Genomic DNA, 21,461 nt, shown 5'->3' with positions numbered 1-21,461 from the left:
CGTCCGGGCGGGGATGCGCGCCGGGCAGGGCTTCGACGACGTTGGCGGACTTGCGGGCCATGCCGGCAGCGTAGGGCAAACACCCGTGGGCGGGTAGCGAAATGCCGTTCCGGGCGCGACCCCGAAACGCAACGACCCCGCCGGGGCGGGGTCGTCGGTCGTGCCTGCGGCGGGGCCGCGGGCTAGAGGTCGTCGTTCTTGTCGTCGTCGGCCACGACTTCGGCGGCTGCCCACTCCAGCGCCTCGCGCTCCTTGCGCTCGCGCTCGGACTGCTCGACCGCGTCGATGAACCCGGCGTCCACCGCCCGCGCGGCGATCTCGCGCAGCGCCAGCACGGTCGGCTTGTCGTCCGCCTCGCTGTTGTCGATCTTGGGCTCGACGCCGTTGGCCAGCTGGCGCGCGCGCTTGGCGGCCATCATGACCAGTTCGAAGCGGTTGTCGACCACTTCCAGGCAATCCTCGACGGTGATGCGGGCCATGCGTGCTCCCTGCGGCCCGGGGGCCGGCAGATGGGTTCTTGAGGGGACCGCGGATTGTAGCGGCAGGCGGGCCGCCCGTGCAAGCTTCCCTTCCGGATCAAGGGCTTGGCAAGCGACCCGGCCCGTCCGGATCAGGCGTCCCCGGCCAGCAGGGCGTCGATCAGCGCGGCGTGGCGCCGCGCCTGCACCGGCCGCCGCAGTCGGCTGGCGGCGAACACCGCGCACATCTCGGCCACGGCGGCGTCGAAGTCCTCGTTGACCACCACGTAGTCGAACTCGTCGTAGTGGGCCATTTCCTCCCGCGCCGCCGCCAGCCGGCGCGCGATGGTCTCCTCGCTGTCCTGGCCGCGCTTGCGCATGCGCTCCTCGAGCGCGTCGCGGGACGGCGGGAGGATGAACAGGCTGACCGCGTCCGGCACCTTCTCCCGGACCTGCCGGGCGCCCTGCCAGTCGATCTCCAGCAGGACGTCGTGGCCCCCGGCCAGCTGCGGCTCGACGGACTGCCGCGCCGTGCCCTTCCAGTCGCCGTGCACCAGCGCGTGCTCGAAGAAGTCCCCCGCGGCGACCATCCGCTCGAACTCGTCGGCGCCGACGAAGTGGTAGTGCTCGGCATGCCGCTCGCCCGGTCGGGGCGCGCGGGAAGTGAACGAGATCGACAGCCGGATGTTCGGGTCGCGCGCCAGGCACGCGTTGACCAGGCTCGACTTCCCCGCCCCCGAGGGCGCGGCGACGATGAACAGCGTGCCGCGGGTCATGCCGCCCACCGGCGCACCGCCCCGGCGGCCCTCGATGCGTGCTCGCGTCCGGGCCGGTTCATTCGATGTTCTGCACCTGTTCGCGGACCTGGTCGATCAGCACCTTCAGTTCGACCGCCGCCGCGGACGTGCGGGCGTCCACCGATTTCGAACCGAGCGTGTTCGCCTCGCGGTTGAATTCCTGCAGCAGGAAGTCCAGCCGCCGGCCGACGGGCGCGTCGCCGCCGAGCGCGCGGCGCAGCTCGGCGACGTGGCTGTCCAGGCGGTCGAGTTCCTCGTCCACGTCCAGCTTCTGCAACCACATGACCAGCTCCTGCTCCACGCGCCCGGGTTCCACCGGATGCGGCAGGTCGGCCAGCCGCGCCTCCAGCTTCTGGCGCTGGCCGGCGCGGATGGCCGGGATCAGGGTGCGGACCTCGCCGGCGATCCGCTCGACCTGGTCCACGCGCTCGGTGATCGCGGCCGAGAGCTTGTCGCCCTCGCGCCCACGCGCCCGCAGGAAGGCCTCCAGCACCTCGTCCAGCAGCGCGAGGGCCTCCGCGGCGATCGCCTCCGGATCGGCCGCGCGGGTCCGCAGCACGCCCGGGAACTGCAGCAGGTCTGTGAACCCGACGCGCATCGCCGGGAACCGCGCCTGCAGGTCCAGTGCCAGCTCCGAAAGCGTGGCGACGCGGCCCGGGTCGAGCTGCAGCGACTCCCCGCCCTCCGGCGGCCGCAGGCGCATCGCGAGGTCGAGCTTTCCGCGCGAGACGCGGGCACCGACCCGGTCGCGCAGCGCCGGCTCCAGCGCGCGCAGCTCCTCCGGCAGGCGGACGCCCAGTTCGAGGAACCGGTGGTTGACCGCGCGCAACTCGCAGCCGAGCACGCCCCACGGGGTGGCGCGCTCGCCCGAGGCGAAGGCGGTCATGCTTCGGATCATCGCAGGGCCCCGCGGAATGGCCGGGAAGTATGCCATCCCCGCCGCCGGGGCCGGCCCGGACGGGCCGCGTTGGTAGACTGCCGCCCCCCATGCAGGACGCCCCATGAACGACGTTTCCCGCCCCAGCGGCCGCGCCCCGGCGCAACTGCGCGACATCCGCATCGAACGCGGCTTCACCCGCCATGCCGAAGGCTCGGTGCTGGTCGCGTTCGGGGACACCCGCGTGCTGTGCACCGCGAGCGTCGAGAACCGCGTGCCGGGCTTCCTGCGCGGCAAGGGCGAGGGCTGGGTGACCGCGGAGTACGGGATGCTCCCGCGTTCGACCAACACCCGGAACGACCGCGAGGCCGCCCGCGGCAAGCAGGGCGGGCGGACGCTGGAGATCCAGCGCCTGATCGGCCGCTCGCTGCGGGCGTGCGTCGACCGCGGGGCGCTGGGCGAGCGCACGATCACGCTCGACTGCGACGTGCTGCAGGCCGACGGCGGCACGCGCACCGCGGCGATCACAGGCGCCTACGTCGCGCTCGTGGACGCCGTCCGATGGCTGCAGAAGCGGGGCGACGTGGTGCGCGAGCCCGTGCACGGCGCGGTGGCGGCCGTCTCGGTGGGCATCTGGAACGGCGTGCCCGTCCTCGACCTGGACTACCCCGAGGACTGCGCCTGCGACACCGACATGAACGTGGTGATGAACGACGGCGGCGGTTTCATCGAGCTGCAGGGCACGGCCGAGGGCCACGCCTTCCGCCGCGACGAGCTCGACGCGCTGCTCGCGCTGGCCGAGGCCGGTTGCCGCGACCTGTTCGCCGCCCAGCAGGCCGCACTGGCCGCGCCCCTGCCGGGACGATGAACGCGCCGATCGACCGCCTGGTCCTTGCCAGCGGCAACGCCGGCAAGCTGGCCGAACTCCGTGCGCTGCTGGACGGCAGCGGCATCGAGGTCGTGCCCCAGGGCGACCTCGGCATCGGCGACATCGAGGAAACCGGACTGAGCTTCGTCGAGAACGCGCTGCTCAAGGCGCGCCATGCCGCGCGCGAAAGCGGGCTGCCCGCGCTGGCGGACGATTCCGGCCTGTGCGTGGACGCGCTCGGCGGCGCGCCCGGCCTGTACTCGGCGCGCTACGCGGGGGCGCACGGCGACGCCGCGGCCAACATCGACAAGCTGCTGGCGGCGCTGTCCGACGTGCCGGAGGCCGGGCGCGGCGCCCGGTTCGTCTGCGCGCTGGCGCTGCTGCGGCATCCCGGCGACCCGCATCCGCTCATCGCGGAGGGGTGCTGGGAAGGGCGTATCCTGCGGGCGCCGCGCGGCGACGGCGGTTTCGGCTACGACCCGGTGTTCCTGGATCCGGCCAGCCGGCGCAGCGCGGCCGAACTCGCGCCGGAGGCGAAGCACCGCGCCAGCCATCGCGGGCAGGCCCTCGCGCAGTTGCGGCGACGCCTGCACCCCTGACCACCCGCGCCGTCGGACGCCGACGCGCCGACACCGCATGACCGCCCTGAGCCTCCCGCCCCTGTCGCTGTACGTGCACCTGCCCTGGTGCGTGCGCAAGTGCCCGTACTGCGACTTCAACTCGCATGAATTCCGCGGCGAGGGCGGCCCGCCGTTCGCGGCGTACGTCGATGCGCTGCTGGCGGACCTGGACCACGACCTGCCGCTCGCCTGGGGCCGCACGGTGCACAGCGTGTTCTTCGGCGGCGGCACGCCCAGCCTGTTCCCCGCCGACGCGATCGACCGGTTCCTGCAGTCCGCCAGTGCCCGCCTGCGCTTCGCGCCGGGCTGCGAGATCACGTTGGAGACCAATCCCGGCACCGCAGAGCACGGGCGCTTCGGCGACTACCTGCGCGCGGGCGTGAACCGGTTGAGCTTCGGCATCCAGAGTTTCCACGACGGGTGCCTGGCGCGGCTGGGGCGGATCCACGACGCGGCGCAGGCGCGCGGCGCGGTCGCCCTCGCCCGTGACGCCGGCTTCGACAACTTCAACCTCGACCTGATGTACGCGCTGCCGGGGCAGGACCTGGCGATGGCGCTGGAGGACGTGGAGCAGGCCCTGGCGCTCGAACCCGCGCACCTGTCCCACTACCAGCTCACGCTCGAGCCCAACACGGTGTTCGCCGCGCGCCCGCCCGAAGGCCTCCCCGGCCACGACGACGCCTGGGACATGCAGGAGGCCTGCCAGGCCCGCATCGCCGAGGCCGGATTCGCACAGTACGAAGTCTCGGCGTACGCACGCCCGGGCCGCGAATGCGCGCACAACCTCAACTACTGGCGCTTCGGCGACTACCTGGGCATCGGCGCGGGCGCGCACGGCAAGCTGAGCCTGCCGGCGGGGCCCGGCGACGGCGACGCCCCGGGGCCGGAGGGGACCATCCTCCGCCGCTGGAAGCACAAGCACCCCGCGACCTGGATGGCGCACGCCGGCGGCCCCGGCGCGATCGGGGGCGACGAGGGGCTGGCGGAGGACCGCCGGCCGTTCGACTTCATGCTCAACGCGCTGCGGCTGGTGGGCGGATTCGGGCTGGACCTGTTCGAGGCGCGCACCGGCCTGCCGCGGACTGCGATCGCGCGCGAGCTCGAGCAGGCCCGCGCGGCGGGTTGGCTGCGGATCGACGGGGACCACGTGCGCCCCACCGACCTAGGCCAGCGCTTCACCAACGACGTGGTCGGCCTGTTCCTGCACGACTGATCCCTGCACGACTGGACCGGCACGCGCCGTCCGTCGGCACGACCCGCGATCGCCCCGCGGCTTCACGCGAGGCGCGCCCGGCGGGTGCAAACGTGGCCCCATGTTCGAAGCCTGCATCGTGTCCTGTCCGTACTGCGGCGAATCGTTCGAGGCGCTCGTCGACCCGGGCGCGGACGACGCGCGCTACGTCGAGGACTGCCCGGTCTGCTGCCGGCCGATCGAGATGGCGCTCGCGCGCGATCCGACGCATCCCGACGGCTTCGCGCTGCAGACCGACCGCGACGACTGACCCGGGGTGGCCCGTACGTCGCGCTCGTGCTAATAACGTGTCCCGGACCCCTCGTCCGGCCCGCGAGCGCCCGATGCCCGTTCCGCCCGATTCCAAAGGCAGCGCCAGGCACCACAAGGGCAGGCCGGAGGACGGTCCGTCCGGCGCCCACCACGCCGACGCCCGGCCCGCGACGCCCACGACCCTCGCCACCGCCCGCCTGCCACGCCGCGTCCGCGACGTGCTCGAGCAGTTGCTTTCGATGGTGTCGGAGGAACTCGCCCGCCAGCTCGCGCTCATGCTCGACGACTTCGAGCAGCAGCTCTTCCGCCTGGCCGACCACGCGCGCAACCCGAGCCTGCAGTCCGTGCACCTGGATACGTTGCGCACGCTGCGGCTCAACCGCGCGGACCTGATCCCGAGCTACCTGGTCGGCCTGGAATCGGGCCTGGCCGGGATCCGCGACGGCGGCCCCGGTGGCGCGCATGGCGGTGCGCGCGACCTGCCGTTCCGCAGCCTGAGCCTGGTCGACGACCAGGACCTGGACGAGGATGCGCTGGTCGCGGAGATCGCGCTGCGCCACGAGGCCCGGGCCAGCCTGGCCCTGCACCTGCTCGGCCAGCGGTTCGGCGTCCTGGCGGGCACGCCCGCGTTCGACGCGGAGCGGCTGCCGGTCGGCCCGCGTGCGCTGTGCGAGGTGCTGCGCCGCGCGAGCCGCACGCTGCAGATCGGCCTGGAGCCGCGCCTGCTGCTGTTCCGCACCTTCGATCGCCAGGTGATGCAGCACCACGCGCAGCTGGCCGACATGATGAACGCACTGCTGGCGAAGGGGCAGGTGCTGCCCAGCCTCGCATTCGTGCCGTTCCGCGCGCGCCCCCGTGCCCAGCAGGTCGAGGCGCCCGCGCCCGCCGACGCGCCGCGCGAGGAACAAGCCGCGCCGCCCCCCCGGCGGCGGGACGGCGGTGCCACGGGCACGCGGACGCTGCTGTCGCGAGACGGCCGCGACGCACAGCGGCCACACACGGGCTGGTTCGGCGAAAGCGACCCCGCCTCCGGCGACTTCGACGAGAAGGCGGCCTTCGCCCTCCTCCAGCAACTGCTGTCCGGTCGCCGCGAGCTGCTGGGGAAGCTCCGCCCGGAGACCGGCGGCCGGGAGCGCACGCCGCTTCCCACCGGCGACGTGGTGCGGAACCTCGGCGCGGTGCGGCGGCGCCCTTCGCGTTCGGCGGGCAGCGAGGGCATCACGGAGATCCGACAGGCCGTCCTGGCCCAGGCGCGGCAGCAGGTCGGCGGCGCCGCGTCGCTGTCGCGCGAGGACAGCGACACCTTCGAACTGCTCGGCATGCTGTTCGGCCAGATCGACCGAGAAGTCCGCAAGGATGCGACCGCGCGCCGCCTGGTGGCCGACCTGCAGGCGCCCCTGCTGTCGGTGGCGCTTCGCGACCGGGCGTTCTTCGTCCGGCCGCAGCACCCGGCGCGCCAGCTGCTGAACATCGTCGCCGAGTCCGGCGCGACGTGGATGACCGACGACGACATCGATCCGCAGCTCGCGAACCACATCGAGCGCGCGGTCGACCACGTCGTCCGGCACGGGGCGGAGGATCCCGCGGCGTTCGAGGACGCGAACCGCGAACTGCAGGACCAGCTGCAGCTGGTCGCGCGGCGCGCGGAGGTGTCGGAACGCCGGCACGTCGAGGCGGCGCGAGGCAAGGAGAAGCTCGCGCTGGCCAAGCGCCGCGCCGCCGAAGTCATCGAGGGCGCAGTGCGCGACCAGCGGCTGCCCAAGTTCGTGCGCGCGCTGCTCAACCAGGCCTGGGCCGACGTCCTGACGCTGACGATCCTGCGCCATGGCGAGGATTCCGAGGAATGGAAACGGCAGCTGGAGGCGACGTCGAAGATCGTGGCCACCGCCGGACGCGACGGCGCGCAGCCCGACCCCCGCCTCGCCGGACAGATCGAGGGCGCGCTGGTCCAGGTCGGCTACCACGTCGACGAGGCCTCGGCGATCGCCGGCCGCCTGGCGACGGGCCTGGGCGAGGACGAGGACGACCCCGCGTCGCGCACCGAACTGGCGATGAAGCTCAAGGCGCGCGCGCGCCTGGGCGAGGAAACGGTGGTGGCCAAGGCGAAGCTGCCCCCGCGCAGCGCGCAGGAGCAGGCCGCGTACGACCACCTGCGCACGCTGCCGTTCGGCACCTGGTTCGAGTTCACGACGAACCAGCAGGGCGACTGGGTCCGGCGCCGGCTGTCCTGGTACAGCCCGGTCACCGACAACGCGCTGTTCGTCAACCACCGCGGCCAGCGCGTCGCCGAGCATTCGCTCGACCAGCTGTCGCGCATGGTCGCCAGGGGCCAGGCGAAGGTGGTCAACGCGGACCGCGGGCGGATGATCGACCGTGCTTGGCACGGCGCGCTCAACGCGCTGCGCAGTTTCGCCAGCAGCGGGCGGACGGCGGAGGCCGCGCCATGATCAACGAGTTCCGCCGGAGCCGGCGGCGCAAGGTCGCCAACACCATCCTGGTCGTGGATGCGATGACCGACAGCGTGGTCGGGCGGCTGGGCAACCTGTCGGAAACCGGGATGCTGCTGATGGCCAACGCCGCGCTGGCGGAGGACGCGCTGTTCCAGTTCCGCTTCACCCTGCCGGGCGACGAGGCGGGCGAAACGCCGGTCGAACTGGGCGCGCACCTGCTCTGGCAGGAAACCGCGGGGGTGTCCGGGCAGGCGTGGAGCGGCTTCCGGTTCATCACCGTGCCCGAGGACGACATGGTCCGCCTCCGGGCCTGGATCGACGCGCCCGGCGGCCAGTTCGAGTAGCGCGCCGGCGCGGCTCAGCCGCGCTGGAACAGGACCGGTTCGGGGCGGTGCAGCGCGAAGCCCTGCGCGTAGTCGACGCCGATCTCCACCAGCGTCTCGATCAGCGACTCGTTCGACACCCACTCCGCGATCACGTCGAGTCCGCGCTTGTGCCCGATGTCCGTCACCGCGCGGACGATCGCCTGGCTCATGGGGTCGTTCACGAGGTCGCGGATGAAGCTGCCGTCGATCTTGATCATGTCCACCGGCAGGTTCTTGAGGTAGCCGAACGAGGACATGCCCGCGCCGAAGTCGTCCAGCGCGACCTTGCATCCGGCCTGCCGCAGGCGCTGCACGAAGTGGCTCGCCTGCGCGAGGTTGCGCACGGCCACGGTCTCGGTCATCTCGAAGCAAACGCGCGAGGGCTCGATGCCGTGGCGCGCGATCAGCTCGAGGACCAGTTCGACCAGCGACTCGTCCTCGATGCTGGCACCGCTGAGGTTGATGGTGCACAGGCCGAGGTCGGCCCCCTCGCTGTGCAGGCGATCGAAGTTGGACAGCGCGGTCTCGACCACCCACCGGTCGATGCTCGGCATCAGGCCGAAGCGCTCGGCGGCCGGGATGAACGCGCCCGGCATCACCACCCGCCCATGCTCGTCGCGGAGCCGCAGCAGGAGCTCGATGTGCGGCGCGCCATCGGCGTCGGGCGCGAGCGGCCGCAGCTCCTGGTAATCGAGCAGCAGGCGGCCCTCCTCGAGCGCCCAGCGAAGCCGGCTCACCCACTCCATCTCGCTGCGCCGCTGCGCGGTTTCGTCGTCCTGCTCCGAGTAGAAGTGCACCCGGTTGCGCCCGCTTTCCTTCGCCATGTAGCACGCGGTGTCCGCGCGGGCGAACAGTTCCTTGAGGTGGACGTCCGGATCGTCGATCAGCACGCCGCCGAAGCTCGCGGTCACGGTGTACGTGCGCTGCTCCCAGACGAACACGTAGCCGTCGATCTGCTCGCGCATGCGTTCGGCCACCAGGCGGGCGCCGTCGATGTCGCGCACGTCGGCGGCGAGCACGCCGAACTCGTCGCCGCCCAGGCGCGCGAGCACGTCGCCGGCGCGCAACTGCTCCCGCAGGTTCGCGGCCAGCTGCGTCAGCAACTGGTCGCCGGCGATGTGGCCGGAGGTGTCGTTGATCAGCTTGAACTGGTCCAGGTCGATGTAGAGCAGCGCGAACGGCGGCCCACCCGCGGACACGCGGGCCAGGGCGCGCTCCACCCGGCGCTCGAACTCGCGGCGGTTGTAGAGTTCCGTGAGCGCGTCATGGGACGCCTGGTAGGTGAGCAGCTCGGTCAGCTGCCGCTGCTCGGAGATGTCCGACGCCACGAGCAGGAACTTGGGCTTGCCGCCGACCACGACCGGCGAGATCGAGACGTTCGCCCAGAACCGGTCGCCGTTCGCGCTGAGCAGGGCGGATTCGACGTTGGACATCGCCGGGTCCGCCTGGCCGAGGCGCTGACGGACCGCGGCGTCCTCGAAGAACGAGGACAGCTCGGCGTCCACCACGCCGTCGCCCAGGCGGTTGCGCGCCGCCTCGTTCGCGTAGGTGATCCGCCCGCCGTCCTGTTCGGCGAGCAGGACCAGCGCCGGAAGCAGTTCGTTCAGGGCACGGAACCGTTCCTCGCTCTCGCGGAAGCGCCGGCTCATCCGCCAGCCGAGTTCCAGCGCGCGGCGGCGCGTGGTCGCCACGCTCCATACCAGCAGGGCGAGCAGCACGCTGGCCGACAGGCCGGGGATCCACAGCCCCCAGTCGACGCCGGCCTGCTGCACCTCCACCGGGTGCATCGCGACCTGCCAGGTCCGGCCACCGAAGTGGAGGTCGCGATTGAACCGGACGCGCACGTCGGGATGGTCGTTGCCCACGTCGGAGTCGAACAGGACGACGGGCGCCTCGCCGCTCGTGTCCCGCACCTCGATGTGCAGCGACTGGGTCACGTCCGCCGGGAGGCCCTGCTCGATCAGGGTCCGGATTCGGAACGAGGCCGCGATCGAACCGCGCATGCGCGCGCGCCGCTCCTCGACGTCGGCCGGTGGCGGCCCGGGACTGTAGACGGGCAGGCGCAGCGTGACGCCGTCCACCGGGCCCGACCCGGCCAGCTGGGCGAGCCGGAAGGGCGCGGACAGTTCCGGCCGGTCGCTGTCGCGCGTGCGGATCACCGCCGCCAGGTTGCCCGGCTGGGTGTTCACCACCAGCCCCTCGATCGCGGCGTTCTCCGGCAGCGGCGCCACGAGCGTGGTGACGTACCGGTCCTCGCCTCCCGCCTCGGGGATGCGGCTCGCGTAGGCCAGGGCCTGCAGGCTCGGGAACGTCTCGCGTGGCCGGAGGTTCGCGTAGACGTTCGCGAACTCGCCGGGCGTCACCGCCTCCGACGCGAGGAACACGCTCTGCACGGAGCGCACCAGCAGCGCGCAGGCATCGAGCTCCGCTTGCAGCGCGGTGTATCCGTTGCCTGCGATGTCCGCCAGTGCCGCGCGCCGATCCGCGTCGAGCCCCGCCGCCTGGATCCGCGCCGCCCATGCCGTGGCCGCCACGCCGAGAAGCAGCGCGAGCAGGCTCCATGCCCATGCGGGCAGGCCCAGCGGCGCGCGTCCCGCCGACTCGGAGTCGACCTGCAGGTCGCGCGCGAATCGGTCAGAATCCTTTGACCCCCGCACAGGTGACTCCATGGATACCCCCGACACCGCGATCCTATACCGGGAACACGTGTCCCGGATGCGTGCCCGTGCCGACGAGGCGCTGCAGCGGGGCGGGTTCGACCACCTCGTCGTCCCCAGCGGAACGCTGCACTACCAGGCGTTCGACGACCGCGATTATCCGTATGCCGTCAACCCCTGGTTCAAGGCGTGGGTGCCGCTCACCCGGAACCCCGGGAGCTGGATCGCCTACACGCCCGGCGACCGTCCGAAGCTGGTGTACCTGCAGCCGGCCGACTACTGGCACGCCGTGCCGGAGGCGCCCGCCGGCTACTGGGTGGACGAATTCGACGTCGTGGTCGTCCGCACGCCGGACGAGGTGGCCCGCCACCTGCCTGCCGACGCGGCCCGGTGCGCGATCCTCGGCGAGCCGCAGAGCGCGCTGGCCGACGGCGCCTTCGCACCGAACAACCCGGCCACCGTCGTCGACTACCTGGACTTCCACCGCGCGTGGAAGACGCCCTACGAGATCGCCATGATGCGGCGCGCGAGCGCCCGAGGCGTGCGCGCGCACCGCGCGGCGGAACGCGCGTTCCGCGCGGGCGCGAGCGAGTTCGGCATCCACCTCGCCTATTGCCAGGCCGCCGGCCAGGATCCCTTCGACCTGCCCTACGCGAACATCGTCGCGCTCAACGGGCATGCGGCGATCCTGCATTACACCGAGCGCGACCGCGTCCCGCCGCGCGAGCACCGGAGCTTCCTGATCGACGCGGGTGCCAGCCACGCCGGCTATGCCTGCGACATCACGCGCACGTACGCGATGGACACGTCGCACGAGTTCCAGGCCATGGTCGAGGCGGTGGACGACGCCGAGCGATCGCTCTGCGACCGCGTGCGCGCCGGGGTCGACTACCGGGACATCCACCTGGAGGCGCACGTGTCGATGGCGCGCATCCTCAAGGATTTCGGCGTGATCCGCGTCGACCCGGAGGTGGCCGTGGAGACCGGCGTGAGCCGCGCCTTCTTCCCGCACGGCATCGGCCACGGCATCGGCCTGCAGGTGCACGACGTGGGGGGGTTCGCCGCGTCCGACCGCGGGGGCACGATTCCCAAGCCCGAGGGCCACCCGTACCTGAGGCTCACGCGCACGCTCGAGCCCGGGATGGTGGTGACGATCGAGCCGGGCATCTACTTCATCGACCTGCTGCTGGAGGACCTGAAGGAACGCGGCCTGGGCCCCGGCGTCGACTGGGACCGGGTGGACGCGTTCAGGCCCTTCGGCGGGATCCGCATCGAGGACGATGTCGCCTGCACCGACGGCGACCCCGAGAACCTCACCCGCGACGCTTTCGCGGCCGCGGACTGACGGCGGTGTCCCGCGGCGCGCTCAGCGCGCGCCGCCGTCCATCGCGGCCTCGATCTCGTCCGCGCTGCGTGCGAGCCCGTCCGTGAGCACCTCGTGCCCGGTCCGGGTCACGAGGATGTCGTCCTCGGTGCGCACCGCGATCCCGCGCCACTTCGCCGGCACGCCGCGCTCGCCTTCGCCGATGTACAGGCCCGGTTCGATGGTGAACACCATGCCGGGCTCGAGCAGGCGCGACTCGCCGTCCACCCGGTACTCACCCACGTCGTGGACGTCCAGGCCGATCCAGTGACCGGTCTTGTGGCGGTAGAAACGCTTGTACGCGCCATCGGCGATCGCTTTCTTCAGCGTGCCCTTCAGCAGGCCGAGGCGCAGGAGTCCGTCGGTGAGCACCTCCACCGCCGCGTCGTGGCCCGCGCCGTACGGGACGCCGGGGCGCGCCTGCGCCAGCGCGGCGGCCTGGGCGGCGCCGACCAGGTCGTGCACCGCACGCTGCTCGCGGGTGAAGCGGCCGTTCGCCGGGAACGTCCGCGTGATGTCGGCGGCATAGCCCCGGTACTCGGCGCCCGCGTCGACCAGCACGAGGTCGCCATCGCGCACGGGGCCGTCGTTGGCGACGTGGTGCAGCACGCAGCCGTTCGCACCGGATCCGACGATGCTGCCGTAGGCCGGCCACGCATCGCTGGCGCGGAACACGCGCTCGAGTTCGGCCTGCAGCTGGTACTCGCGCATGCCCGGGCGCACCGCCGCCATCGCGGCGCGATGCGCCTCCACCGTGATCGACGCCGCGCGCCGCATCAGCTTCAGTTCGTCGCGGTCCTTGAACAGGCGCATCTCGTCGAGCAGGTGCCCCAGCTCGAGGAATTCGTGCGGCGGCTGCGCCCCGCGCCGGACCTGCGCGCGCACGCGGTTGACCCAGCCGATGAGCTTGAGGTCGAACTCCACGTCGCGACCGAAGTGGTAGTAGACCCGCAAGCGGCCCTCGAGCAGGCCCGGCAGGATCTCGTCGATGTCGGCGATGGGATACGCATCGTCCATCCCGTACGCGTCGACGGCGCCTTCCTGCCCGACGCGCGGCCCGTCCCAACCCTCCCGGTCGGGGTCGCGCTCGCGGCAGAACAGGATCGACTCCCCCGCACCGCGCCCGGGCACGAGGACGAGCACCGCCTCCGGCTCGGGGAATCCGGACAGGTACCAGAGGTCCGAGTCCTGCCGGTAGGGATAGTGGGTGTCCCGGCTCCGGACGCGCTCGGGCGCGGCCGGCACGATGACGATCGCGTCGCCACCCGCCTGGCGCATCAGTTGCCGGCGTCGTCGTGCGTACCGGGTGGCCGGGATTCCGGTGCCGGTCCCCGCGCCCCCGGCGGCCATCAGTTCAGGCCCCGCCGATGCCGGGCGGCCAGCACGCAGTCGCCGTGCAGCAGCAACGCCGAAACGCGGACGAACTCCTCGATCTCCGCGAGTGCCTCCTCGTCCGCGGCGTCGCCGTCTTCCTGCGCGGTCGCCGCCGCGAGGCGGGCCAGGTCCTCGAGCGCCTCCCGGCTCTCGGGCGAGAGCCGGGCATCGGCGCCCGACGCCAACCCGAACCCGCCGAGGAAACCGCGGCACCAGTCGAACAGCGCGCCGCTGCGCGCGGCGAGCGACGCGTCCTCGGGCGGCAGCAGCAGCTGGAGGCCGAAGTCGCGGTCCTCGAACTGGCGGAGGGTGGCGTCGCGCAACCGGCCGATCGCCGACGCCGGGGCCGGATCGGCGATCGCGCCGTCTGCCATCACCCGCCCCAGCCAGCCGTCGCCATCATCGCCTCCGCCCGCGCACCAGCCGCAGACCGCACCGTGGAGCTCGGACGCATCGATGGACAGGCCGGCGGCGGTGATGGCGTCGGCAACCTCGTCCTGGCGGGGCAATGGCGGCATGGGTTCGCTTGGAATGGGCCGTGGGCAGTCTAGCAACGCGCTGCCGCGGTTTACCGCCGCGCGTGTTGCTGCCGGCGAGTCCGCATGCCTAAACTTCCGCGGTATTCGACCGCGACGCGGTGCCCGTGGGTGATTCCGCTTCCGCCATCGACGCCCGGATCCGCAGGCACGCGCGATCCCCGGGCGTGATCCGCGCGCCGGGCGCGGTGCCTGCCGTCCTGCTTGCCGTCCTCTTCGCGATGCTGGCCATGGCCGCCCCCGCGCGGGCCGACGTCCGGGAATTCTTCTTCGAACGGCTCGGGAGCGAGCAGGGGCTCGCCCAGAACACCGTGACCTCGCTCGCGCAGGACGCGCACGGCTTCGTGTGGGTCGGCACCCAGGGCGGCCTGCATCGTTACGACGGCCAACGCTTCCAGCCGTTCCGGCATGACCCGCGCCGGCTCGGCGGCCTGCCCGACAGTTTCGTGACCGCCCTGGCGACCTCGGACGACGGGGTCCTCTGGATCGGCACGTATTCCCAGTACGTCACGCGGCTGGACCTGCGCTCCGGCACCTTCCGGACCTATCCCGGCGCGGCTTCCCCGGGCGCGGAGCACGTGCGCGCGCTCCTGCCCCACGACGGGCACGTCTGGGTCGGCACGAGCCTCGGCCTCGAGCGCCTCGCGCCCGCCTCGGGCGTGCGCGACCTCGTCCTCCGCATCCCCGCCAAGACCGGCGCCCAGCGGGCGCAGGCGCTGGTCGCGGACCGCGCCGGTGCGGTCTGGTTCGGGAGTTCGGCGGGGCTGCACCGCGTCGGCCCGCGCGGCGGCATCGAACGCGTCGGCCCGGCGGTCGAGGTGAACGCGCTGCTGCTCGACGCCGAAGGGCGCCTCTGGGTCGGCCGCGACGATGGACTGCACAGGCTCGCGGACGGTGGCCGGTCGCTGGTCCCGGTGTGGCCCGCCGACGGGCGCCGGGCCCCGGTCGTCGCGTTGGCGCAGGCGCCGGACGGGATGCTCTGGGCGGCGGTCCCCCAATCGGGCCTGGTCCGGCTGGCGCCGGATGGCGGCCAGGTGACCCTCGTCGCCGAGGATCCGGCCATTCCCGCCAGCCTCCACGAGAACAGCATCCTCGCCCTGATGGTCGACGACGGCGGGCAGCTGTGGGCGGGGGGAAGCTTCCGGGGCATCGCCGTCGCCGATCCGCGCGGCGCGCGGTTTCCCTACGCGGTCCACCTGCCGGAAAGCATGCGCGCGGGTGCGATCGCCGAGAGCAGCATCCGTTCGGTCGCCCAGGACGGCGCGGGGCGGGTCTGGCTGGGGACCGACGCCGGCCAGTTGCTGCGTTTCCTGCCGGAAGACGCCAAGTTCGAGGACCTGACGCGCCTGCTCCCGGGCCAGGACGGCGGGCCGTCGACCCTGCGCGTGATGGGCTTCGCCCGCGCCCCCGGGGGCCAGTTGTGGATGGCGACCACGCGGGGCCTGATGCGGCTGGACCCCGACGCGCCCTCGCTGGTGCCGATTCCCCTGGCGGGGATGCCCGCCCCGAACCTGCGCAGCATCGCCGGCGACCGGCGCGGCAACGGCGTCTGGCTCGGCACGACGCAGCACGGCCTGTTGCACTTCCGCCCCGACACGGGGCAGGTGCGCCCCGTGCCCGGGACGGGCCACCGGACGGGGGGGCTGGTGCAGGCGATCCACGCGATCCAGGTCGACGACCGCAACCGCGTCTGGTTCGGCACCGGCGACGGCCTGGGGCTCCACTTCCCCGGTAGCGATCGCACGCGCCTGTTCCGGCACGACATCGCCGATCCGCACAGCCTGTCCGGCAACCTCGTGCGGGCGCTCCACCAGGGCGCCGCGGGCACCGTCTGGGTCGGCACGCACGCGGGCCTCAGCCGCGTGGTCGAAGACCCGCAGGGCCTTCGCTTCGAACATCCCCTGCTGGGCGACGTGGGTGGCCCGATGCCGCCGACCGTGTTCTCCATCGCCGAGTCGCCCGCGGGCACGCTGTGGATGGGCACGGACGACGGCATCCTGCGTTTCGACGTACCGGCCAACCGCATCCGCCGGTTCCCGCTCGAGGCCGGTCTCCAGGACCTGGAGTTCAACGGCGGCGCGGCCACCGTCCTGGACGACGGCCGGGTGCTGCTCGGTGGCGTGCGCGGCTTCAACCTGTTCCGGCCCGAGGCCCAGGCCCGCGCCGGCACGATCCCGCCGGTGCGCGTGCTGTCGGTCCGGATCGGCGCGCACGGCGCCGAGGGCGAAGCGCTCCTCTGGCAGCCCGGTCGCATCGTGGTGCCGGGCGATGCCGGGATCCTCCGCCTGCGCGTTGGCGCGCTCGACTTCGACCCCTCGGCCTCGCTGCGCTACCGGTACCGCATGTCGGGGTTCGACGGCGACTGGATCGACAACGGGTACAGCGGCGAGATCACCTACAGCCGGTTGCCGCCGGGCAGCTACGTGCTCCAGGTGCAGGCGGGCCGCGGTGACGCGTGGGCGGACACGTCGCTGTCGCTCCCCGTGCAGGTCGAGCCTCCCGCCTGGCGCCACCCGCTCGCGCTTGCGGCCTACGCGCTCCTCGCCCTGCTGGTGGCCGCGGCCGCGGCCTGGCAATGGCACCGCCGGCGCCAACGCGAACGCGGCTTCTTCCGCCAGATCCAGGAGCGCGAGGAGCGGCTCAAGCTGGCGCTGTGGGCCTCGGGCGAGCAGTTCTGGGACTACGACCTGGCACGCGGCGAACTTCACTGGATGCGCGCGGACGACGAGACCGGCGCGAAGCCCGACATCGACGTGCACACCGACGTCGAGGACGAGCACGAGATCCACCCGGAGGACCTGCCGACGGTGCGCGACCGGCTGCGCCAGCACCTGCGGGGCCAGAGTCCGCTGTTCCTGTCCGAGCACCGGGTCCGCAAGGACGACGGGAACGGTTGGCTGTGGGTCCGGGCGCGTGGCCGCGTGGTCGACCGCGACGCCGCGACCGGCCGCGCCCGCCGCGTCGCCGGCACCGCGCGTGACATCACGGTCAGCCGCCGCGCCGAACGCGAACGCCGCATCGCCAGCGAGGTCCTGCGCAGCATGACCGAGGCGGTGGCGGTGTTCGACCGCGACTTCCGCTTCGTCGCGGTGAATCCGGCGTTCTCCCGGATGAGCGGCTACGGCGAGGCCGAGGTGGTCGGCCGCTCGACGAGCCTGCTCGACAGCAGCCAGCACGACCCGGGCTTCTACACGCAGATGCGCGCGGAGCTCGAGCGCACCGGCCGGTGGTCGGGCGAGATGTGGCAGCAGCGCAAGGACGGCGACGAGTTCCTGTGCTGGATCCACAGCGGCGTGGTGCACGACTCCGGCGGCCAGCGCAGCCATTACGTGGCGGTGCTCACCGACATTACCGACCAGAAGCGCGCGGAGCAGGAACTGCGGTACCTGGCGAACTACGACACGCTCACCAGCCTCCCGAACCGGGCGCTGCTCTCGGAGCGGCTCTCCCAGGCCATCGTGCGCGCCCGCCGCACGGGCCGCCGCATCGCCGTCCTGTTCCTCGACCTGGACCGGTTCAAGGACATCAACGATTCGATGGGCCACGCCGCCGGCGACCGCATCCTGCGCGCCGCGGCCGCGCGCCTGCAGCAGACGGTGGGCACGCAGCACACGGTCGCGCGCCTGGGCGGCGACGAGTTCACCGTGGTGCTCGAGGATCTCGCCACGCCGGAGGAGGCCGAGAAGGTCGCGCGGGAGGTCATCACCGCCTTCGAGGCGCCGCTGGAGATCGACGAGAACCAGGACGTCGCCATCTCCCCGTCGATCGGCATCAGCCTGTACCCGGACAACGCCCAGGTCCCGACCGACCTGCTCAAGCACGCCGACACCGCGATGTACCAGGCCAAGGCCGCCGGACGCCGCACGTTCATGCGCTACACCGAATCGATGGACGTGGCGATCCGCCACCGCGCGACGGTGTCGGGCGCACTGCGGAAGGTCCTCGATCGCGACGAACTGCGGCTCGTCTTCCAGCCTCGCCTCTCCCTGCCCCAGGGCCGCATCACCGGCGTGGAGGCGCTGCTGCGCTGGTCGAGCGGGGAGCACGGCGACATCCCGCCATCGCAGTTCATCCCGCTGGCGGAGGAGAGCGGGCTGATCCTGGAGATCGGCGAGTGGGCGCTGCGCGAGGCGTGCCACACCCTCAAGCGCTGGCGACTGCATGGCCTGGAGGATGTCTCCATGGCCGTCAACGTGTCCGCGCTGCAGCTCCTGCGCGGCGACTTGCCCAGCGTGGTGGCCCGGGTGCTCGAGGACACCGGGATCCCGCCGGACCGGCTGGAGCTGGAACTCACCGAGAGCGTCATCATGGCGAATGCCGAGAGCACCATGACGACCCTGCAGGCCTTCCGGAAGCTCGGCGTGTCGCTGGCGATCGATGACTTCGGCACGGGCTACTCGTCGCTCGCCTACCTGAAGCGCCTGCCGATCAACACGCTCAAGATCGACAAGGAATTCATCGGCGACCTGACGCGCGACCCCGACGACGAGGCGATCACCAGCACGGTCATCACGATGGCGCATTCGCTCGACCTGAACGTGGTGGCCGAGGGCGTGGAAACGGAAGCCCAGGTGGAGTTCCTGCGCCAGCACGGCTGCGACGAGATCCAGGGGTACTGGCTCTCGGTGCCCCTGGAGGCGCATCGCTGCCTCGCGCTGATCCGCACCTGGTCGGCGCCCGCCCTGGCACCCAGCGACTCGCCGGCGCCTTGACCGCTGGCCGCCGGCCTCCCTATCGTGCCGGCATGAACGCGCCCAAGGAGTCCGGCGGGACCGGAGCCGACGCCGCCGACCCGGTGGAGCGCCTGCGCGTGCTCGCCTCCCGGGTCGACGCGCTCGTGGCCCACGCGCGGCGGCTGGCGGACGAGAACCGCAGCCTCCGCCACCAGCAGGAGCAACTGGCCAGTGAACGCGTCCAGTTGCTGGCCAAGAACGAACAGGCGCGGGCCCGGGTCGAGGCGATGATCGCGCGCCTGAAGTCGCTGGAGCAGAACACGTGAGCCAGGCGACCGAGCCGGTTTCCGTGCGCATCCTCGACCGCGAGTACACGGTGGGTTGCGCGCCGGACGAACGCGACGGCCTGCTGGCCGCGGCACGGCAGCTGGACGCGCGCATGCGCGAGATCCGGTCGGGCAACCGCATGGCCGCGCTGGACCGCGTGGCGGTGCTCGCCGCGCTCAACCTCGCGCACGACCTGCAGCAGTTGCAGGATCGCGAGGGCGATCGCGAGCGCGCGTTGCGTCGCGCGCTGGACGCCATCGAAGGCAGCCTCGATTCGGCGCCCGACGCCCCTCGCTGAACCGGGCCGCGCCGTGCGACCGGCGGCACGGCCGCGTACCCGACGCGCACGTTATACTTCGCCCGCGTCCTCTGCCGTGCCCGACGGCGTGCGCAAACATTCGCCTTGTCCCTTAATGACGACCACGGGGATGCAGCGGATGCCGGGTGTGCAGGTCCGCCGTGAAGCGGGAAGCCCGAAGGCATCCAGGCATGCCCACTTGAACCCCGGGTTCAAGGTCGTTTCGCACGCATCGTCATGGCGGAGGACCCACCCTGATGCCCGCGCCGGCAACGGCCCGGGCATTTTTCTTTCCCGCGGGGGCACGTGACATGGAAGACGACGCGCGCGCCGGACTCCGAGGCGCACTCCGCGCCCGCCGCCGGGCGATTCCACCCGCGGAGCGGATCTCCGCCGCGGAGGCACTCGCCGCGCGACTGGCTTCATTGGCGTTCTCGCCGGCACGCGGCCACGTCGCGGGCTACTGGGCGATGGACGGCGAGATCGCGCTGCATGCCTGGCAGCTGCAATTGCCCGCCGAGGCCACCTACTGCCTCCCCGTGCTGAACGAGGACGGCCGGCTGCGCTTCGCGCCATGGCGTCCGGGCGACCCGCTGGTCGCCAACCGCTTCGGCATCCCCGAGCCCGACCTCCCGCCCTCGCGCATGCTCCCGGCGGATGCCATGACGCTCGTGGTGATGCCGCTGGTCGGGTTCGACGACCGGGGCCACCGGCTCGGGATGGGGGCCGGCTGGTACGATCGCACGTTCGCCGGGAGACTCGACGCGCCCGCCCCGCCCTGGCTGGTCGGCGCCGCGTTCGCCACGCAACAGGTCGACGACCTCGAGGCACGCCCCTGGGACGTGCCTGTCGATGCGGTCTGCACGGAGCGGGCAACCCATCTGTTCACGCCGGGCACGCGCGCCCGGTCCGGAGACCCGAGCGCAGGATGACCGCACGCAAGCGCTACTGGCTGATGAAGTCCGAGCCCACCGACTTCTCGATCGACGACCTCGAGCGGGTCCGCACCGAACCCTGGACCGGGGTACGCAACTACCAGGCGCGCAACTTCATGCGCCAGATGACGCCCGGCGACGGCGTGCTGTTCTATCACTCCAACTGCGAGGTGCCCGGGATCTACGGGATCGGCGAGGTCACGAGCCTGCCCTACCCCGACCCCACGCAATTCCAGCGGAAGTCGAAGTACTTCGACCCGAAGGCGACGCGCGAGGAGCCACGCTGGCAGCTCGTGGACGTCGGCTACGTGCGCACGTTGTCGCGGCCGCTCGCCCTTGCCGAGCTGCGCGAGCACCGCGACGCGCTCGGCGAGGAATTCGCCCTGCTGCGCACCGGCTCGAGGCTGTCGGTCATGCCGGTCACGCCGGCGCAGTGGAAGCACCTGCTGTCGCTCGAATGACGCCCCGGCGCGACCGCGCCACCAAACCACGCATCGGAAAAGAGCAACCATGAGCGAAGCCAAGCGGTTGGCCGCCGAGAAGGCCATCGATTTCGTCGAGGACGGCATGATCGTCGGCGTCGGTACCGGTTCGACGGTGGCCTACTTCATCGATGCACTCGCGCGCCTGAAGCATCGCATCGCGGGCACCGTGTCCAGCTCGGAGCAGAGCACCCGGCGGCTGCGCGACCACGGCATCGAGGTACTCGAGCTCAACGACGTCGCGCCGCTCGCCCTCTATGTCGACGGCGCCGACGAATGCGATCCGGGCAAGTGCCTCATCAAGGGCGGCGGCGCGGCATTGACGCGCGAAAAAGTCATCGCGCAGGCCGCCGAACGCTTCGTCTGCATCGTCGACCCGAGCAAGCAGGTGCCGGTACTGGGGCGGTTCCCGCTTCCCGTCGAGGTGATCCCGATGGCGCGAAGCCTGGCGGCCAGGGAACTGGTCGCACGCTGCGGCGGCCAGCCGGTGTGGCGCCAGCGCGAGGACGGAAGCCCGGTGATCACCGACAATGGCAACTGGATCATCGACGTTCACGGACTTTCGATCACTGACCCCGAAGCGCTGGAGCGCGAGCTCGAGCAGATCCCCGGCGTCGTGACCACGGGGCTTTTCGCCCGCCGGCGTGCCGATGTCGTCATCGTCGGAGGGGAGCCCCCCTCACTGCTCTAGGGAACCCGGCGCGGTCCGGAGTATCTGTCCGGGACGCGTTAAAAAACCGTCGGCCCAAGGAAAAACCCCGCCTTTTGGGCGGGGTTTTTGGTATGAAGCTCCTGGCGATGACCTACTCTTGCATGCGGATGCACACTACCATCGGCGCGGCTGCGTTTCACTTCCGAGTTCGGGATGGGATCGGGT

The 21,461-nt window shown here is 72.2% G+C and carries 19 protein-coding genes, 1 rRNA gene and 1 other RNA gene; 14 read left to right on the top strand and 7 right to left on the bottom strand.

The annotated features are described in order from the left end of the window. Positions 1-182: 182 nt before the first annotated feature. The 3 genes from rpoZ to ACYU7H_RS05190 all read right to left on the bottom strand — a co-directional run bounded on the left by rpoZ (position 183) and on the right by ACYU7H_RS05190 (position 2,153). Positions 183-479: a DNA-directed RNA polymerase subunit omega gene (gene rpoZ, locus ACYU7H_RS05200; protein WP_460813106.1), complete on the bottom strand. Its 297-nt coding sequence runs from the start codon at positions 477-479 to the stop codon at positions 183-185. A gap of 131 nt (positions 480-610) precedes the next feature. Further along, entirely contained in the window at positions 611-1,234 is a 624-nt protein-coding gene (gmk, locus tag ACYU7H_RS05195) for a guanylate kinase (protein ID WP_460813105.1), read from the bottom strand. Between the two features lie 58 nt (positions 1,235-1,292). Next, a complete protein-coding gene (locus ACYU7H_RS05190) occupies positions 1,293-2,153 on the bottom strand; it encodes a YicC/YloC family endoribonuclease (RefSeq protein ID WP_460813104.1) in 861 nt (286 codons plus the stop codon). A 103-nt stretch (positions 2,154-2,256) separates the two neighbouring features. On the opposite strand from ACYU7H_RS05190, the gene rph reads away from it, so the two are divergent. The 6 genes from rph (at position 2,257) to ACYU7H_RS05160 (ending at position 7,918) form a co-directional block, all read left to right on the top strand. Further along, complete coding sequence (gene rph, locus ACYU7H_RS05185; RefSeq protein ID WP_460813103.1) at positions 2,257-3,000, top strand: ribonuclease PH; 744 nt, start codon at positions 2,257-2,259, stop codon at positions 2,998-3,000. Continuing rightward, positions 2,997-3,599, top strand: coding sequence for an RdgB/HAM1 family non-canonical purine NTP pyrophosphatase (rdgB, locus tag ACYU7H_RS05180; RefSeq protein ID WP_460813102.1), 603 nt, complete (start codon positions 2,997-2,999; stop codon positions 3,597-3,599). Before rph ends, rdgB begins: the two co-directional genes overlap by 4 nt. A gap of 37 nt (positions 3,600-3,636) precedes the next feature. Then, positions 3,637-4,833 (top strand): radical SAM family heme chaperone HemW, encoded by a 1,197-nt coding sequence (hemW, locus tag ACYU7H_RS05175; protein WP_460813101.1) that lies wholly within the window; start codon positions 3,637-3,639, stop codon positions 4,831-4,833. A 100-nt stretch (positions 4,834-4,933) separates the two neighbouring features. After that, a complete protein-coding gene (locus ACYU7H_RS05170; protein WP_460813100.1) occupies positions 4,934-5,122 on the top strand; it encodes a CPXCG motif-containing cysteine-rich protein in 189 nt (62 codons plus the stop codon). A gap of 73 nt (positions 5,123-5,195) precedes the next feature. Continuing rightward, on the top strand, positions 5,196-7,571 hold the full coding sequence (locus ACYU7H_RS05165) for a DUF1631 domain-containing protein (RefSeq protein ID WP_460813099.1): 2,376 nt from the start codon (positions 5,196-5,198) through the stop codon (positions 7,569-7,571). Beyond that, positions 7,568-7,918 (top strand): PilZ domain-containing protein, encoded by a 351-nt coding sequence (locus ACYU7H_RS05160; protein WP_460813097.1) that lies wholly within the window; start codon positions 7,568-7,570, stop codon positions 7,916-7,918. The genes ACYU7H_RS05165 and ACYU7H_RS05160 overlap by 4 nt, the downstream gene beginning before the upstream one ends. Positions 7,919-7,932: 14 nt before the next feature. Here the strand turns inward: ACYU7H_RS05160 and ACYU7H_RS05155 are convergent, their stop codons facing one another. After that, complete coding sequence (locus ACYU7H_RS05155; protein ID WP_460813096.1) at positions 7,933-10,596, bottom strand: bifunctional diguanylate cyclase/phosphodiesterase; 2,664 nt, start codon at positions 10,594-10,596, stop codon at positions 7,933-7,935. A 10-nt stretch (positions 10,597-10,606) separates the two neighbouring features. On the opposite strand from ACYU7H_RS05155, the gene pepQ reads away from it, so the two are divergent. Further along, positions 10,607-11,941: a Xaa-Pro dipeptidase gene (pepQ, locus tag ACYU7H_RS05150; RefSeq protein WP_460813095.1), complete on the top strand. Its 1,335-nt coding sequence runs from the start codon at positions 10,607-10,609 to the stop codon at positions 11,939-11,941. Between the two features lie 21 nt (positions 11,942-11,962). On the opposite strand, the gene ACYU7H_RS05145 is transcribed toward pepQ, so the two are convergent. Together ACYU7H_RS05145 and ACYU7H_RS05140 are read right to left on the bottom strand one after the other, a co-directional pair. Next, positions 11,963-13,309, bottom strand: coding sequence for an aminopeptidase P N-terminal domain-containing protein (locus ACYU7H_RS05145; protein ID WP_460813093.1), 1,347 nt, complete (start codon positions 13,307-13,309; stop codon positions 11,963-11,965). Beyond that, the gene (locus tag ACYU7H_RS05140; RefSeq protein ID WP_460813092.1) at positions 13,309-13,851 is read right to left on the bottom strand and encodes a UPF0149 family protein; all 543 of its coding nucleotides are present in this window, start codon (positions 13,849-13,851) and stop codon (positions 13,309-13,311) included. Before ACYU7H_RS05140 ends, ACYU7H_RS05145 begins: the two co-directional genes overlap by 1 nt. 125 nt (positions 13,852-13,976) lie before the next feature. On the opposite strand from ACYU7H_RS05140, the gene ACYU7H_RS05135 reads away from it, so the two are divergent. The 7 genes from ACYU7H_RS05135 to rpiA all read left to right on the top strand — a co-directional run bounded on the left by ACYU7H_RS05135 (position 13,977) and on the right by rpiA (position 21,275). Next, complete coding sequence (locus tag ACYU7H_RS05135) at positions 13,977-18,581, top strand: EAL domain-containing protein (protein ID WP_460813090.1); 4,605 nt, start codon at positions 13,977-13,979, stop codon at positions 18,579-18,581. A gap of 32 nt (positions 18,582-18,613) precedes the next feature. Then, positions 18,614-18,868, top strand: coding sequence for a TIGR02449 family protein (locus ACYU7H_RS05130; protein ID WP_460813089.1), 255 nt, complete (start codon positions 18,614-18,616; stop codon positions 18,866-18,868). After that, positions 18,865-19,167, top strand: coding sequence for a cell division protein ZapA (locus ACYU7H_RS05125; RefSeq protein WP_460813087.1), 303 nt, complete (start codon positions 18,865-18,867; stop codon positions 19,165-19,167). The genes ACYU7H_RS05130 and ACYU7H_RS05125 overlap by 4 nt, the downstream gene beginning before the upstream one ends. Positions 19,168-19,232: 65 nt before the next feature. After that, a non-coding RNA gene (gene ssrS, locus ACYU7H_RS05120) (6S RNA) lies at positions 19,233-19,418 on the top strand. A 60-nt stretch (positions 19,419-19,478) separates the two neighbouring features. After that, the gene (locus ACYU7H_RS05115; RefSeq protein WP_460813086.1) at positions 19,479-20,099 is read left to right on the top strand and encodes a 5-formyltetrahydrofolate cyclo-ligase; all 621 of its coding nucleotides are present in this window, start codon (positions 19,479-19,481) and stop codon (positions 20,097-20,099) included. Continuing rightward, a complete protein-coding gene (locus ACYU7H_RS05110) occupies positions 20,096-20,563 on the top strand; it encodes an EVE domain-containing protein (protein WP_460813084.1) in 468 nt (155 codons plus the stop codon). The genes ACYU7H_RS05115 and ACYU7H_RS05110 overlap by 4 nt, the downstream gene beginning before the upstream one ends. Before the next feature lie 49 nt (positions 20,564-20,612). Continuing rightward, positions 20,613-21,275, top strand: a complete 663-nt coding sequence (rpiA, locus tag ACYU7H_RS05105; protein WP_460813082.1) for a ribose-5-phosphate isomerase RpiA — start codon at positions 20,613-20,615, stop codon at positions 21,273-21,275. A 99-nt stretch (positions 21,276-21,374) separates the two neighbouring features. On the opposite strand, the gene rrf is transcribed toward rpiA, so the two are convergent. After that, a 5S ribosomal RNA gene (gene rrf, locus ACYU7H_RS05100) occupies positions 21,375-21,461 on the bottom strand; the annotation flags it as partial.

The sequence above is a fragment of the Luteimonas pelagia genome, from assembly GCF_054776035.1.
The sequence above is the reverse complement of the archived record's forward strand: the minus strand, read 5'-3'. Positions and strand labels throughout refer to the sequence as shown.